The organism is Nostoc sp. CCY0012, assembly GCF_963920855.1.
Classification (GTDB): Bacteria; Cyanobacteriota; Cyanobacteriia; order Cyanobacteriales; family Nostocaceae; genus Cyanocohniella.
The window spans coordinates 39,061-54,030 of the sequence record NZ_CAWUDM010000005.1 but is presented as its reverse complement, the minus strand read 5'-3'; the positions used below and the strand labels follow the sequence as shown (position 1 = coordinate 54,030).

Annotated in this window: 13 protein-coding genes; 3 read left to right on the top strand and 10 right to left on the bottom strand. The window is 41.2% G+C overall.

What is annotated here, in order from left to right; all coding sequences use genetic code 11:
- The first annotated feature begins 38 nt into the window (after positions 1-38).
- The 3 genes from ACM0OS_RS02255 to ACM0OS_RS02245 all read left to right on the top strand — a co-directional run bounded on the left by ACM0OS_RS02255 (position 39) and on the right by ACM0OS_RS02245 (position 4,350).
- Entirely contained in the window at positions 39-1,445 is a 1,407-nt protein-coding gene (locus ACM0OS_RS02255) for a cytochrome P450 (protein WP_414541524.1), read from the top strand.
- A gap of 118 nt (positions 1,446-1,563) precedes the next feature.
- The gene (locus ACM0OS_RS02250; RefSeq protein ID WP_414541523.1) at positions 1,564-2,778 is read left to right on the top strand and encodes a pyridoxal phosphate-dependent aminotransferase; all 1,215 of its coding nucleotides are present in this window, start codon (positions 1,564-1,566) and stop codon (positions 2,776-2,778) included.
- 168 nt (positions 2,779-2,946) lie between these two features.
- Positions 2,947-4,350: a hypothetical protein gene (locus ACM0OS_RS02245; RefSeq protein WP_414541522.1), complete on the top strand. Its 1,404-nt coding sequence runs from the start codon at positions 2,947-2,949 to the stop codon at positions 4,348-4,350.
- A 41-nt stretch (positions 4,351-4,391) separates the two neighbouring features.
- Here ACM0OS_RS02245 and ACM0OS_RS02240 read toward each other — a convergent pair whose 3' ends face one another.
- The 10 genes from ACM0OS_RS02240 to psaC form a co-directional block, all read right to left on the bottom strand.
- On the bottom strand, positions 4,392-4,967 hold the full coding sequence (locus ACM0OS_RS02240; protein WP_414541521.1) for a Uma2 family endonuclease: 576 nt from the start codon (positions 4,965-4,967) through the stop codon (positions 4,392-4,394).
- A gap of 571 nt (positions 4,968-5,538) precedes the next feature.
- Complete coding sequence (locus ACM0OS_RS02235) at positions 5,539-6,039, bottom strand: CHAT domain-containing protein (RefSeq protein ID WP_414541520.1); 501 nt, start codon at positions 6,037-6,039, stop codon at positions 5,539-5,541.
- A gap of 232 nt (positions 6,040-6,271) precedes the next feature.
- The gene (locus ACM0OS_RS02230; protein ID WP_414541519.1) at positions 6,272-9,511 is read right to left on the bottom strand and encodes a type I restriction endonuclease subunit R; all 3,240 of its coding nucleotides are present in this window, start codon (positions 9,509-9,511) and stop codon (positions 6,272-6,274) included.
- A gap of 290 nt (positions 9,512-9,801) precedes the next feature.
- Complete coding sequence (locus ACM0OS_RS02225; RefSeq protein ID WP_011320217.1) at positions 9,802-10,047, bottom strand: UPF0175 family protein; 246 nt, start codon at positions 10,045-10,047, stop codon at positions 9,802-9,804.
- 25 nt (positions 10,048-10,072) lie between these two features.
- On the bottom strand, positions 10,073-11,281 hold the full coding sequence (locus ACM0OS_RS02220) for a restriction endonuclease subunit S (protein ID WP_414541518.1): 1,209 nt from the start codon (positions 11,279-11,281) through the stop codon (positions 10,073-10,075).
- Between the two features lie 58 nt (positions 11,282-11,339).
- Positions 11,340-11,747, bottom strand: coding sequence for a type II toxin-antitoxin system VapC family toxin (locus tag ACM0OS_RS02215; RefSeq protein ID WP_414541517.1), 408 nt, complete (start codon positions 11,745-11,747; stop codon positions 11,340-11,342).
- Positions 11,744-12,004, bottom strand: coding sequence for a hypothetical protein (locus tag ACM0OS_RS02210; RefSeq protein WP_414541516.1), 261 nt, complete (start codon positions 12,002-12,004; stop codon positions 11,744-11,746). The genes ACM0OS_RS02215 and ACM0OS_RS02210 overlap by 4 nt, the downstream gene beginning before the upstream one ends.
- 23 nt (positions 12,005-12,027) lie before the next feature.
- Complete coding sequence (locus ACM0OS_RS02205) at positions 12,028-12,345, bottom strand: hypothetical protein (RefSeq protein WP_414541515.1); 318 nt, start codon at positions 12,343-12,345, stop codon at positions 12,028-12,030.
- 47 nt (positions 12,346-12,392) lie between these two features.
- Complete coding sequence (gene glmS / locus ACM0OS_RS02200; protein ID WP_414541514.1) at positions 12,393-14,291, bottom strand: glutamine--fructose-6-phosphate transaminase (isomerizing); 1,899 nt, start codon at positions 14,289-14,291, stop codon at positions 12,393-12,395.
- A 227-nt stretch (positions 14,292-14,518) separates the two neighbouring features.
- Positions 14,519-14,764 (bottom strand): photosystem I iron-sulfur center protein PsaC, encoded by a 246-nt coding sequence (gene psaC / locus ACM0OS_RS02195; protein ID WP_012411495.1) that lies wholly within the window; start codon positions 14,762-14,764, stop codon positions 14,519-14,521.
- Positions 14,765-14,970 lie beyond the last annotated feature (206 nt).

The window sequence follows — 14,970 nt, the reverse complement described above, 5'->3', positions numbered from 1 at the left end:
TACACTGGAATTATCACAATTTCGCCAGCCAAAATTTCATGTCAACACCTAATCCTCTGAAAACCCCTTCTTTTCTCCAGCAGTTACAGTGGGTGGCTGATCCTGTAAGGTATATGGAAAAAGCAGCCCAAAAATATCCTGACATTTTCACGTCTCATGTCGTCGGTTTTGGTAACAAGTTGGTATTTGTCAACCATCCCCAGGCGGTGCAAGAAATTTTAACCAACGATCGCAAGCAGTTTTTTGCTGCTGGTAAAGAGAATAAGCTTTTGCAACCTTTAGTTGGCAACTATTCAACTTTTATGCTGGATGGCGATCGCCATAGAAAACGGCGACAACTGGTAATGCCATCTTTTCATGGCGATCGGATGCGAAACTATGGTGATTTAATTCGTCAGATTACAAAAAAAGTCTGGAGTCAATTACCCACAGATCAACCCTTCATTACTCGCAACGCTACACAAGAAATTTCCTTGCAAGTCATATTACAGACTGTTTTCGGTGTGTGGGAGGGAGAACGCAGTCAACAACTTAAAAAACAACTGCTATTGATCACGAATCTATTTCGCTCACCATTAAGTTCTAGTTTTCTCTTTTTTTCGTCTCTGCAAAAAGATTTAGGCGCTTGGAGTCCCTGGGGCAAGTTTATCAGGGATAGACAGCAACTGGATCAGTTAATTTATGCTGAAATTTCGGAACGCCGCCAGCAGAACGATGAAAATCGGATTGATATCCTTTCCTTGCTGATGTCAGCACAAGATGAAACAGGTAACTCCATGACAGATCAGGAGTTACGTGATGAGTTGATGACTCTGTTGTTAGCTGGATATGAAACCACAGCTATAGCAATGGCTTGGGCATTATATTGGATTCACAAAAAACCCGAAGTCCGAGAAAAACTGCTGCAAGAACTGGATACCCTTGGTGATTCACCAGATCCCATGAGCATTTCCCGGTTACCTTATCTGACGGCTGTTTGTAATGAAACCTTGCGGATTTATCCCGTGGTTATGTTGACGTTTCCCAGAATAGTCCAAGAACCTGTGGAACTTTTGGGACATTCTCTAGATACTGGTACGATTGTAGTTGGCTCTATGTATCTTATTCACCAGCGTGAAGATTTATATCCAGAACCAAAGCAATTTAGACCAGAGCGGTTTCTAGAACGTCAATTTTCTCCTTATGAATTTATCCCCTTTGGTGGCGGTGTGCGTCGCTGTGTGGGTGAGGCTTTGGCTCTGTTTGAAATGAAGCTAGTATTGGCAACAATCTTGTCACGGTATCAACTCGCATTGGCTGATGATCAACCAGAAGTACCCCGCCGTAGAGGTGTTACCCTTGCACCAGGTCGTGGTGTCAATATGGTCATTACAGGTAAGCGATCTCCTTGCAGCAGTGAATCGCTATCGCGTGGAAAATCTCCACTGAACGTGGCAACAAATTAAACCGACAAAAGTGGCAAATAACTCATTGGTAATATATTAAAATCTAATTGCGTATAGGGTAGGTCGAAAATCCTTCTCTTGTGCGCTGTCTTTTTACTCAGCACTCAGCATTTTCGATATGGAATCCCTAACCTCTCGTATGCAGGCTGTGCAGTCGCCCATTATTCCTGTGGTTGGGGAATTAATTAAAAATTCTCCTGGCACTATTTCTTTGGGACAGGGTGTGGTTTCATATAGTCCACCTCCTGAAGTGTTAGAACTTTTATCTCAGTTTCTCGCGGAACCAACTAATAATTTATACAAAGCAGTTGAGGGTATTCCCCCATTATTGGCAGCACTAGGGGAAAAGTTGCAAACCTTCAACGGCATTGCCATTAATGAAGATAACTGTATTGTAGTAACTGCGGGCAGCAATATGGCGTTTATGAATGCCATTCTGGCGATCACTTCCCCAGGCGACGAAATTATCCTAAATACACCTTATTATTTCAATCATGAAATGGCGATCGCCATCGCTGGCTGTCATGCAGTATTGGTAGCAACAGATGAAAATTACCAACTGCGGCCACAGGCGATCGCTCAAGCAATTACACCGAAAACACGGGCGGTAGTCACAATTTCACCGAATAATCCGACTGGGGTTGTTTATTCACAAGCAGGGTTGCAGCAGGTAAATCAAATTTGTGGTAATCATGGCATTTACCATATTAGCGATGAAGCCTATGAATACTTTACCTACGACGGGGTAAAACACATTTCCCCTGGTGCTTTTAGTGGTGGTAGAAATTACACAATTTCTCTTTACAGTCTTTCTAAAGCTTATGGTTTTGCCAGTTGGCGCATTGGTTACATGGTGATTCCTCAACACCTGCTGGTGGCTGTGAAAAAAATCCAGGATACGATTTTGATTTGTCCACCAGTTGTATCCCAGTATGCAGCCTTAGGTGCATTGCAAGCTAAACCGGAGTATTTACAGAAAAATATCGGTGCGTTGGCACAGCCCGCACTTCGACAAAGCTCAGTGAACGCCGTAGGCATCGCTCAAGTACGAGAAATAGTCATAGATGCACTCAATAACCTACAAGGTATGTGTAGCATTGCTGCGGCCAATGGTGCTTTCTATTTTTTCCTCAAAGTTCATACCCAAATGGATGCTTTTGAATTAGTTAAAAGATTGATTCAGGAACATCAAGTAGCAGTCATTCCTGGTACAACCTTTGGGATGAAAGACGGATGTTATCTGCGGGTTGCTTATGGTGCGCTGCACAAAGATACTGCTAAAGAAGGTATAGAAAGATTAGTGCAAGGTTTACACAAGATAGTGAATATTTAATCGAGCGCACGCGGGGGTGACGAAGAATTTGCAACTACTACAAATACAAAGCGGGCGAGGACAAAATCGTTTACCTTAAAACTTCAAACAAAACCTGATGTTGAAAAATTCAGAAACTTTCACTGTATTTCACTAGTCTGATGTTTCAACTTATACAAAAACCCATAAATGTCTTACTCCACTCAGGGTATTCCCGGTTTACCTGATTTGACACATCCTACAGAGCTAATTCAGTTTGGCTCTCAGGTACTGCAAGCTTCATTGTTATTGGTATTTTTAGTCATAGCTTTAGGCATAGCGATCGCTCTTGTAAGTTTTTCTCTGCGTCGCTATCAATCGGAACAGGTATTTTTCGTTGGTGAGTGGTCTATTCGTTACTCCCAAATTTTGAAGGGATTACAGCATTTAACTGTAGTATTGGTGCTGTTAGTGGTAGGCTTTTTTCTCTGTTCCACCCTGAGCAATCGATATCACCACTGGGAACAAGCAAAGGTGGCTCAAGTAGCTCAAAGTGTTGCTGGTGAAAAGTTAGAGCAAATTGCCCCCCGACTCCGCTATGTGACACAACAACCATTCACTTATACAACCCAAGTTGATGGCAAAATTATCAAGGTAACTGATACACAAGAGGTTAGTCGCTATCTGGCATTATCTGGCTCACAAATTCAGGTAAAGCTTGATCAAAATACAGATGTTCAAGGACGCAGTAACATTTATCGTGCTGATTATACTGCGGATTATAAAATTATTAACAGACTAAAAGATATTAATAATTTCTTTTTTGAAGCACCACCACCCAACGGTTACTCATTACTTTCTAACTATAAAGTTGAGCGTGATCAGACGCGATTAGAACCCAATAATCCAGGGGAATATAGTTTTCCTTTCAGCTTACAACCAGGAGCGGAAACTAATTTTCGCGTTACCTATCAGGCGCAAGGAGGATCACGCTGGGTATATGACAGCGCTGGACAGTTACTCTCTAATTTCCGCCTGACAGCAATTGCCAACTTTGCCTCTGCTGATTTTGCCAGTGGAATTGTTCCTAATGAGACGAAAGTTGATAGACGCAGCACAGAATTTATTTGGAAATTTGATGATAATGTAGCAGTGAGAAACCCATTTGGTGTGTTTACCAATACAAACCCCATTCACGACACGGGGATTATTCCCCGGCTGTTATTATTAGCACCAGCGATATTTCTGTGGTGGATCTTGTTGCTGTACTGGTCATTACCAATGAGTATCAAAAATGTAGCGATCGCATCTGGTATTTTCTTTGCTTGTCTGCTGACTTTGACTTATCTCAGTCGTTTCATAAATGCACAGTTAGCTTGGGCAATGATTTCCCTAGTATTATTAGCGCTGACATGGGGTTTAGGTTACAATCGCAATGCTTCTCTTGCTGCCATTATTTGCACCATAGCTGGAGCAGTATTACCAGTTTTCGGATTATTAGTACCATTCAGTGGTCTGACTCTCAGTGTTGCAGGCTTGCTTTCAGTTATTTGGTTAGCAGTGCGTCACTGGTATGGCTGGTATAGTTTACAGCTAGAAGATACAGTACATTGACAAAAATTTTAGTATTTTATTGACGGAGATATCGCTATTTTCTACTCAATATTACCCGCAGCTAAAATTTGTTCAACTGTCAGCACAATTTGCGGAAAAGTCGCAGACACAATTTGCTGACTTCCGCTAAATTCTTGTTCCTCGTACAATCCTTCTGACAACAATAAAATTGTAATTTTTGACTCTATTGGGTCTACAATCCAATACTCTGGAATCTCCAACGCTGCATATTCAGAACGTTTATAGCGATAATCGCGCTTCACTGAATCAAGACTGACAACTTCCACTACTAATATCGGTGCCGACTGACAAACAGCCGACTCATCAAGGAATTCTATCACCTGTTCAGCTGTTACAACATAAACATCAGCCAATCTTGACTTTCGCCATCCTGTTCTTACCCCCGCCTCTCTAAAGCATAGCCAAGGTAAACTCAAGCGCTTGATTTCTGTGTCAAATGCCAGTTCAATGAATTTAGAAATCAGCAAATGTCTAAAAGTTGGTGGATTCATCAGTTCTAGTTTTCCATCCACCAGTTCATAACGGTTATCAGTACCATCATCATAAGCAAGATATTCTTCAAAAGAGTATAGACGCTCTGTAGTTGTCTGTGTCATGGCGTAAACTCTAATAAAAGGTATTTTTGAGGTAGTCTTCAAAAGATCATGAGGAATTGCACATTGGCTGGTAGTAGCGTTTAAATGGGTATACAAATTTTTTCTTGTTGTACAAAGGGCTGTAGAGGAATAATTCGGTTGAACAATTTCTTATCCTCAAATGCTTAATCTATCGTAGTTAATAAAATTAAGCGGTTGAACAATTTAAACGCACTCTCCATAATATACTTGGCTTTCAGTAAAAAAATCGAATAAAACGATTAAACAATTCTGTAAACTCCTTATTCATACAGGTTTGGAACACTTCAATAAGTTCAATACTAATTTGAGCAGTTCTGCTACGGCAAAATTTTATTTGCTCGCACTCTATTTCATGTTCAGGACTTACGTAACCAACCACGTATTTTCGTCATTGCGACCGTAGGGTAAAGCCCTAACGGGCATGGCTGCGCTTACCGCGTAGCGTGCCGGAGGCTCTAGCAATCTCAAAGCCTTGATTTTTGTAGCGAGTGCGTAAGTCCTAATGTTGAGCCAATCATATAGAATTATCGCCAAACTTCGCAAAACTAATTCACTTATCCATCGGTGTCCAATCACCAGAAGGGATAAACGCTGCCCAGTAGTAGGGATTGTGATACTGTTCACCCCGCAGCATCTCTAGTTGTGTTTGCCGCAGTGCTTCACTTCGTCCTTTATTGCTTAACAACCTGTCATAGTAAGCAACCATAAAATCTTTCGTAGCATCATCCGCTACCTTCCATAAACTGATAACTTGACTTTGTGAGCCAGCAATCACGAAAGCACGACGCAAACCATAAACCCCCTCACGTTCAGCTTTGATAACTTGGTTAATTTTTACTGCCTGTTTCCTGAGTTCTGCATCTAACTCTAGAACCTGCTTTAGCCTACTGGTAGGGATAAATGTTTCACTCTTCAATACCACGTGTAAATCATTCCTGACATTTAACACTTCCAACACCTGCTCGGCATCTATAGAAGCGTCAGTCGTTTTCAGTTTCTCAATTTCTGTCTCATAACGCTCAATAGTTGAGTCTAGCTGAGGGTTGATCATCCGTAATTTAGCTTAGATGGCTTGAGAATTTCTACTAGCCTGAGTCGGATTTGCAAATAAAAAAGTTGGAAAATTTTTTTAAGCTATGTACCACCAGCTTTGTTTTAGCAGTATCCAAATTTAGCAGTATCCAAAATACTGGGAATACGCAATTTAGAATCCCAAAAGTGTCAGTGATCGCATCCTTTAATTTTTCCTATAATAGCAGTCCAAATAAAAATTATGCCACTTTTTATACTACCCACTTGTAACCTTTACTAGCGTGGTCATAGATCAAATCAAATACTGTGTCACATTTAAACTTAAATAACACTCGATCATAACTGTCAGGCAGATTTTGATCTAAAACTGCTTCCACTACGGATTGGACTCTGCGTTGACTCTGCATATCTTTATACCAGTCTTGCACTAATACTTTTGGCTGTTCTGCTATGAGTCGATGCAAGAGGGACTGTGCAGCTAACTTGACTTTTTGGGTTTCCTCCGCAGTCATTTTGTCTTTCTTGAGTAAATCAAATAGTTCCAATTCGTTTTCTGTCAACCCTTCCCGAATATGTCTTTCTGCTTCTGCTTTCAGGTTTTCTGTAAAGTTAACGAGGGCTTCGTAGTAGTTATCAATTGATGAACCACCAGCGTTGTATTTGTCAATGATGGCTTGTAGCCTTTGGGCGAAGTCGGTACGGGTGGTGTTTTGCTGAATCATTTTGTTCAGCTTGTCTTCAATAAAACTGCGTAAATCGGTAATTTCAATATTTTTATAGGGTTTATGGCTAAATTCGGCTTTGAGTTGCTCGAAGTTAATTTTACTTAAATCCCAAATTTGACCTGTCTGGATAATGTTGTATTCTGCACTATATTCTTTAGTGGTAATTCCTTGATTATCAGCAACTACGCTTTCATCTAGCAGTTCCGCAATTTTTAAACTTGCGCTATCAATATCTTTGCGTTCAATGATGCTATCAATCATTCCTCGCAGATATTGGAAGATGAAAACCAATGGACGTGGTTGCTTGATTATCTCTGGTTTACAGGCTTCATAGAGTGAGGTAATGGTATTTTGATAGACAAAAAATGCTTTACGCCATTCATCTTTTTGCAGTAGGGTGTCAGCAAACTGGTTAAATTGACCTAATTTCGGGAAAGTTTCTTGAATTTTGAGGATGCTTTCTAAATCAATCCCCAGTTCACTACAAAAATTCAGTCCTTGGGCGATCGCATCATCGAGTAACTCAAACAGGTTAGACTTTTCTTGAATAGGTGAGTCTTCCTTGTCTCCATCATCGCCCAAAGCGTAATCTGCCAAGGCTTGCTTCATGTTGCGGAAGACGTTGTAATAATCAATAATTTCGCCGTTGGTTTTGGTGACGTTGTGAATCTGATATGAGGTGACGCGGTTCGCACGGGCGATAGTTTGCATCAGCGTGTGGTCTTTCATCGGCTTGTCAAGGTAAAGCGTCGAGAGGGTGGGCGCATCAAAACCCGTCAGCCACATGGCGCAGACAAACACCAACCGTAAGGGATTTTCCTCATCTTTAAACTGATACTCGATATCATGTCCCTGTGCATCAACGGTATTCATTCTTTCGCGGTGGGGTTTAATATCAAGTCCTTGTTTCGCAAATTTTTCAACTTCGCTTTCGCTTCCTTCCAGACTAATCACCACAGCCATTTCTGTTTCTCGCATAAAGTCGAGAATCTTTTTGAGGCGAACTTTCTCAATGTCATTACTAGATTTCTTAATTCGTCCCACCAGATTTTTAATTTCTGCTTTCCAGTGATACTGTACTTTGTCGTACATTTTCACAGCAGTAAATTTATCTAGAGAAACCACCAAGCCTTTACCCAGATAGCCACGACGGGGAAAGTGGTAAACAATATCTTTAGCGATTGTCTCTAACCTATGATCGCGTTTTATTACCTCGGTTTCGCGGGCAAATTTCCTTTCTAGCTTGGCTTGCTGGGTGTCATCCAGGTTTTCATCTTCAAGTATTTGGTAAAATTCCTCGCTTAAATCCTCGTTTTGAATCAGTACCTCTGGTACTCGCTTCTGGTAAAACAGGGGGACGGTTGCGCCATCATCCATTGACTGAGAAAAGTTATACTCGCTGACATAATCGCCAAACCATTCGTTAGTCTTGCGCTTTTTACCTAATAGGGGTGTACCTGTGAAGGCGAGATAATTGGCATTGGGTAAACCTGCCCGCATATTTTCCGCTAAGGTTTTATACTGGGTGCGGTGTGCTTCATCGACAATTACAATGATGTCGTTGCGATCGCTCAATATTGGGTACTCCTTCCCCTTCTCGTAGCGGAACTTTTGAATCAGGGTAAAGACAATTCGTTTGTTTAGCGAGAGAAACTCCCGCAGTTGTTTACTGTTTTTCGGTTGGGCTGCTTCGCTTTTTTTGACGGTTTCGGTGTTTAAGAAATTGCGGTAAATCTGCCCATCTAAATCATCACGGTCGGTAATGATCACAAAGGTAAAATTGCCCGTGAGCTTGTGAAAAATCTTCCGGGCATAAAAAATCATCGAAAAGCTTTTACCAGAGCCTTGTGTGTGCCAGAAAACTCCTAATTTACCCTGTTTTTCTTCCCTGTGGTCGAAGGCATCAATGGCGCGATTCACACCGATGAACTGGTGGTTTTGGGCGATGATTTTCTGAGTCTCTTTGTGGTAGAGAATAAAGTTTTCGATGTAGTCGAGTAGTTTAGAAGGGTGACAAAGCCCGTCTATGGCTAGTTCTAGGCTAGTACCAGATTCTTGAATCTGCTGACGATCTATTTTTTCCTTTTCATCTTCCACCCGCAGCCAGTTAAAAAAGTGTTCCCACTCTGCGGTAAAACTGCCAATTTTGGTTTCTAGGGCGTTGGAGAGAATGCAGAAGGCGTTGGTGAGAAAGAGTTGGGGAATATCTTTTTTGTAGTTGTTGAGGTTGTCGTCAAAGGCTGTTTGCAGTTTGATGTTGGAGTTTTTCAGTTCGATGAAAACCAGGGGTAAACCGTTGATATATAGCAGGATATCAGGACGGCGATAGTTTCTTTCTCCTTTAATCCACAGTTGAGAAACGGCTAAATATTCATTATTTCTGTTTGTACTCAAGTCATTAAAATCTATTAAGCGCACTTTCCCGTGTTCGCTTCTACCTTGGGCGTTTTCATACTCAATGGGGATACCGTCACGAATTAGCCTGTCTATTTCCCGATTTGCGGCGATGGGAGACATCAACTGGCGTTTATTGGTGAGAGTTTCTAAACCTTGGGCGATCGCATCTGCTGGTAAGTTAGAGTTGAGGCGAATTGCTGCTGCTTTCAGGCGATCGCTAAAAATGACCTCGCTTTTATCTGTGCGGTTGGATCTGTCGTTGAGATCGTCGGGGTTGGTGGTGAAGCAGTTGAGTAATTTAAAGCCGTGCTTCTTTAAATTGGCAAGTACCGCTTGTTCGATGTCATCTTCAGAGATAAAGTTAGGCATGGTTTAGGCAAGCTACACGGTTATAGAGCGTTTTTGATTTCATTCTCTATTAATGTAGAAATTTTAACCGATGGCTGTTTAGTTTGGTAGTGTATTCACTCACCCTAAACCTCCCTTTGCAAAGTGGTAAAATTACCCCACCCTAACCCTCCCCGATGCATTGGGGAGGGAACTAGATTTTCCAGTTTCCCCCCTTTACAATGCAGAATTAAATCCGGTTTCCCCCCTTTGCAAGGGGGGATTAAGGGGGGTAATTTGGTCTATAAACAGTGATGTATCGCTAACTATAATCACAGCAAACCCATTGATTGCAGTGTCTTTATATCAGATTGGAAATCTTCAACATCATAGTTAATGTGTAAACCACGTTTGGCTAATTCATGCTGAAATTCCAGGACTGTGATTCCTGTCCATGCTCGGACTTTGCCACTGCTAATTTTACCTTGCTGGTAAAGCAAGATAGCAATTTCTAATTTCAGTTCATCCTCTGTCATGTTTGATGCTCTGAGGATATCATCGGGAATTGTGACGCTCATCTAGGGAAATTCCAAATCTTCATATTTATTCTAATTCTTCTGTCATGCTGGGCGGGAATTGGATGTCTAAGTCTTCGACGGAAAGCTTACCTGAGATGAGACGAGTTAAGAGGCGATCGCGTGTTTGTTTAAGATTCCAAATTGCCTTTTGAAGAAAATTGACTATTACTAAGTGTTTTATTATGATTTGTGAAAACTTTTCTGACAATAAAGAATCAGGAATATACACTTCTTTATTACAAAGTTCAGTCCAATGCCGTTTATATTCTTGCGTATCGACTAAATTTTTAACTAAATAATAAAGAAATACAACAGGAATAGATTTTTTCGATGTAAACGGAATTACATTTTCAGCTAGAGAGAACGGTTGAGTCATTATTTGCATCTTACAGGTGTGATCACCAAAGATTATTATTGGTTCATTTAATGAAGCCATATGTTCTGGTTTTTCATTATGAAACCCCAAAAATTCTTTTTGAGATTGGTCTATAACTATGATTGCTCCTTGAGTAAGTAGCTCATTTTCTCTATAAATCTTTCCAAAAGGTTTACGATTAACAATATCCTTGATTTTGACAACTTCCCAACCCTGTGGGATGCCTTTATTAAACTTAACCTGTTCATGACCCGGAAAGCGCAGACGGACAAACCACTCGCGGTAGATTTCCTCAGCCATTTTTTCTAATATGGCAATACGGCGATTATTGTTTTCAATCAGGTCATCATAAGCAGAAAGTATCGCCGCAATCTTTTTCTGAACGGAAAGCGGCGGAATAGGAACTGATAGAAATTTTAAATCTCGTATAGGTATTTGAGGTTGTGCAGAACCAGAAGAAAAATTTTTTATTGTACTTTTTATACTATTATCACTGAAATAGTAAAATAAAAAATACGGTTCAAACTCTTTTTTAGCTGTCCTTAAAATTAGCATTTGTGCATTTATCAATCCTCTATCATGAATATTGACAATTGCACAATCCCCTATACCATTTCCCCTTGTTGTTAGTAAAATATCTCCTTTTTGTATTCTTCCCTTCTTGATTTCTCTATACTTGTCTTCACTAATATGATTTGCATTCGCCCTATTAATAACACCACTATTAATGGATTCAGCGTTAAGAAATAGTATTCCAGAATCTACAAATTCGCTTCTGGATGGATATCTTTTCGATCTATCACCATCAATAAACTGTAATGCTGTTTTACCTAGTGGTATATTTTTCCAAATACTCATAACTCACTCGCTAATTCGCGTACATTATGAGTAATAATACTCTCAAACTTCCTCATCATCATTTAATTATCTCGAAGCTTACATGATTATCAATTCGGTAAAACAAAAAATCCGAATCAAGAGTGAGAATTTGATAAAATCCTGTCTTTTCCGCAGTCAATACTAGAGTTGCATCAGCCAAATCCATTGGTCGATCTTGATATTTCTCCATTAATACAAACAATCGATTATAATCACTAGACTGAATTTCATAAATAGTTAGTAAATTGTCTAAAAGCATTTGCCCTAGTTGTTTTTGCATCACCCACCCGCCTCTATGAAGGGCAAGATACATCGCCTCAGTTAGACAAGCCCAAGTTGTAATCAGAGGTTTGTTAACACCCATCACCAGATTTTTATAAATTTGATGTTGCGGTTGTGTGCGATCTACTAAACAAAGCAAAACTCCTGCATCACACAGAATCACAACTCTAAACCCTGCTGACGATATTTTTCCAGTAAGCGTTGCTGATACTCATTCTGCGGTTGATGAGTTGATACAGATAATTGATCAACCACTTCAAACCACTGCTTCCACCTATCTGTTAAAGTATCTTCAGATTGAACATTAACTGCTTGCTTTTGCTGTTGAGCGATCAAAAAATCGAGAAACTCCTCTACTCTTGCCAACAGAGGATCAGGTAATTGTTGTAACTTATTAACTACAGTTTCACGAGTATTCATAGATTTATTCCTTTACTCCTTACCTAATTATCCCCCGCAATCTCTTTCACATTATGAGCAATAATCCCCTCTAACTGATGCGCCTCTTGATTTAACTTTTCCAACTCATCATTTAAACTCAAAATCTCCTCAATAAACTCCTCCTCAGTCTTCCCATCTTCCTCAATCACCACACCCACATACCGCCCAGGATTTAGGGAATAATCCTGCTCTTTCACATCTGCGGGAGTCGCCAACTTACACAACCCCGTCACATCAGTAGCTAAAACGAAATCTGAAATTAAAAAGGCGATCGCCCTCCGTCCAAAGATTACGATCGCGTAGCGGCTCCTGTGGAGCATCGCCTTTTGTTAAACCCTATCAACACTTGCCCAAGCTTAAATTTATACTATTCCACCGTTACAGACTTGGCTAAATTCCGAGGCTGGTCAACGTCCAAGCCACGACGGGCGGCTATGTGATAAGCCAGCAATTGCAAAGGAATTACAGTCAGAATTGGTGAAAGTAATTCATCTATTTCCGCCACGGGGAGCAAATCATTAAAGATTTCTGCGGCTTCGCCATCTTCGACTGGTGTGACGCCAATTAACCGGGAATCTCTGGCTTTGGCTTCTTGAGCATTAGAAATCACCTTTTCGTATACACTACCAGGAACTGCGATCGCAACTACTGGCACTTTGGCATCTAATAAAGCAATGGGGCCATGTTTCATTTCCCCGGCTGGATAACCTTCAGCATGAATATAGCTGATTTCTTTTAATTTCAAAGCTCCTTCTAAGGCAATGGGGAAGTTGATTCCTCTACCTAAAAAGATAAAGTCTGTAGTTTCAGCAAAGTCGTGGGCGAGGTTTTCAGTTAAATTTTCCTGGCTTTGCAATGTGGCTTCAATTTTTGGGGGAATTTGCCGCAAAGCATCAATAATTTCTGCTAATTTCTCTGGGGCTACTGTTTGACGACGAGCCGCTAAATCTAACGCTAACGCGTAAAAAGCCATTAATTGAGCAATAAAAGTTTTCGTTGCTGCTACCCCAATTTCAATTCCCGCTAAGGTGTTGATGATATGGGGAACCATTAACCCCAAGCTGCTTTCTGGGCGATTGGTGATGCCTAACAGTCGCGCTTGATATTTGGCTTCTTTTCCTTGGCGACGTTCTTTTTCCATACCTAAAGCTGCTAGGGTATCAGCCGTTTCACCCGATTGGGTAACACCAATGATTAATGTATTCGGTGTTAGGGGTGATGGTGCATAGCGATACTCAGAAGCATAGTGTACCTGAGTAGAAATTCCTGCTAGTTGTTCAATTAAGTATTTTCCTACCAATGCTGCGTGCCAACTGGTACCACAGGCAACTATTTGAATTTGTGCTAAATCTGCGTAAAATTCGGCAGGCAAGCCTAGTTTAATGGGTGAGATAGATTCATTAGTATCAGTATCAGTATTAAAATAAGCTTCTAAACTAGCTCTTACCACCCCTGGTTGCTCATAAATTTCTTTGAGCATGAAGTGTTTGAATCCCTGCTTCTCTACCATTGTGGGACTCAAAGTCAGCATTCGGATCTGTTTTTTCAATCTGTCGCCAGCAAAGTTGTAAATCTCAGCCCCCAAGGGTGTAAGACGGGCAACTTCGCCATTTTCTAGCGGTAAAACTGCACGAGTATAAGCCACAATTGCTGGGGTATCGGAGGCGCAAAAGAACTCCCCTTGACCAAAGCCAATGACTAGAGGTGCTTGTTGGCGAACTGCAATCAATTCATCTGGGTAGTCAGCAGAAATAACTGCGATCGCAAATGCTCCCTTAAGATAATTAACAGCTTGGCGAACTGCCTCGAAAAAGGGGGATGGGGAGGTGGGAAGGTGGGGCGATGGGGGATGCTTTAAAAATTCAGCTATGAGATGGGGAATTACTTCTGTATCGGTTTCTGAGACAAACTTGTGTCCTTTTTGTTTGAGTTCTTCGCGTAACTCGCGGTAGTTTTCGATAATGCCATTTTGTACCACTGCCACGCGCATAGCCATATCCATGTGGGGATGGGCGTTGTGTTCTTCTGGCTTACCATGAGTTGCCCACCGAGTATGACCAATCCCAATTTGAGCAGGAGTGGCTATTTGTGCAATTTTAGAACGCAGGTTATGCAGTTTGCCTTTGGCGCGTACACAGTTCACCTCGCCTTCCCAGACTGTGGCGATGCCAGCGGAATCATACCCGCGATACTCCAGTTTTTCTAACCCAGCCAATAAAATATCTGTCGCCGCTTGCGTGCCTATATACCCAACTATTCCACACATTGCTCACACCACTTCGCTTACAGGATGATTAAATCTAGTATAGTTGTCCCGAAAATAGCCACGGTTTTTCCAAAAAAAAAAGGAGCGCATCGCTCCCTACGCTACTAGGTATGGTTATGCTTTTTTAAAAAATTTTGTAGGGTGAGAAAATCCCACCCTACAATCCTAAAGGAGCTTGCTTTGAAGACAGTAGATTGTCAACCAAAGGAGAAATTAAAAGAAATTCCTCAGTAAGCTAGACCCATGCTGCGAGTTGTTTCAGCACCAAGATAAACTCGGATGCTCAAAAAGTCAGTGGGGCAAGCAGTTTCGCAACGCTTACAACCCACGCAGTCTTCTGTACGGGGTGAAGAGGCAATTTGAGCGGCTTTACAGCCATCCCAAGGAACCATCTCCAACACGTCTGTAGGGCAAGCGCGAACGCACTGGGTGCAGCCAATGCATGTATCGTAGATTTTTACGGTATGAGACATTGAAAAAAAGGCTCCTTCCGAGTGTTCTTCTCTGCGAAAGAATCATAATCAACGCATAGTTTACCGCAGTGGCTTATGCGCCGTAAGTAAAAGGCTACATAACTTTAAACAATGTAATAGGCACTTGAGCAAATTCTGTTTTGCGAAAATTCTCTCTTGCCTTATAAATCAGCAACATTGCCATACTGTGTTTACCTCACAGACTC

What these genes read in the sequence shown, in the direction of transcription:
- ACM0OS_RS02255 (WP_414541524.1), top strand. Translation starts at nt 39, where the DNA reads ATGTCAACACCTAATCCTCTGAAAACCCCTTCTTTTCTCCAGCAGTTA.
- ACM0OS_RS02220 (WP_414541518.1), bottom strand. Translation starts at nt 11,281, where the DNA reads ATGAGTATTTGGAAAAATATACCACTAGGTAAAACAGCATTACAGTTT.
- glmS (WP_414541514.1), bottom strand. Translation starts at nt 14,291, where the DNA reads ATGTGTGGAATAGTTGGGTATATAGGCACGCAAGCGGCGACAGATATT.
- ACM0OS_RS02250 (WP_414541523.1), top strand. Translation starts at nt 1,564, where the DNA reads ATGGAATCCCTAACCTCTCGTATGCAGGCTGTGCAGTCGCCCATTATT.
- ACM0OS_RS02240 (WP_414541521.1), bottom strand. Translation starts at nt 4,967, where the DNA reads ATGACACAGACAACTACAGAGCGTCTATACTCTTTTGAAGAATATCTT.
- psaC (WP_012411495.1), bottom strand. Translation starts at nt 14,764, where the DNA reads ATGTCTCATACCGTAAAAATCTACGATACATGCATTGGCTGCACCCAG.
- ACM0OS_RS02210 (WP_414541516.1), bottom strand. Translation starts at nt 12,004, where the DNA reads ATGAATACTCGTGAAACTGTAGTTAATAAGTTACAACAATTACCTGAT.
- ACM0OS_RS02235 (WP_414541520.1), bottom strand. Translation starts at nt 6,039, where the DNA reads ATGATCAACCCTCAGCTAGACTCAACTATTGAGCGTTATGAGACAGAA.
- ACM0OS_RS02230 (WP_414541519.1), bottom strand. Translation starts at nt 9,511, where the DNA reads ATGCCTAACTTTATCTCTGAAGATGACATCGAACAAGCGGTACTTGCC.
- ACM0OS_RS02205 (WP_414541515.1), bottom strand. Translation starts at nt 12,345, where the DNA reads ATGCTCCACAGGAGCCGCTACGCGATCGTAATCTTTGGACGGAGGGCG.
- ACM0OS_RS02225 (WP_011320217.1), bottom strand. Translation starts at nt 10,047, where the DNA reads ATGAGCGTCACAATTCCCGATGATATCCTCAGAGCATCAAACATGACA.
- ACM0OS_RS02245 (WP_414541522.1), top strand. Translation starts at nt 2,947, where the DNA reads ATGTCTTACTCCACTCAGGGTATTCCCGGTTTACCTGATTTGACACAT.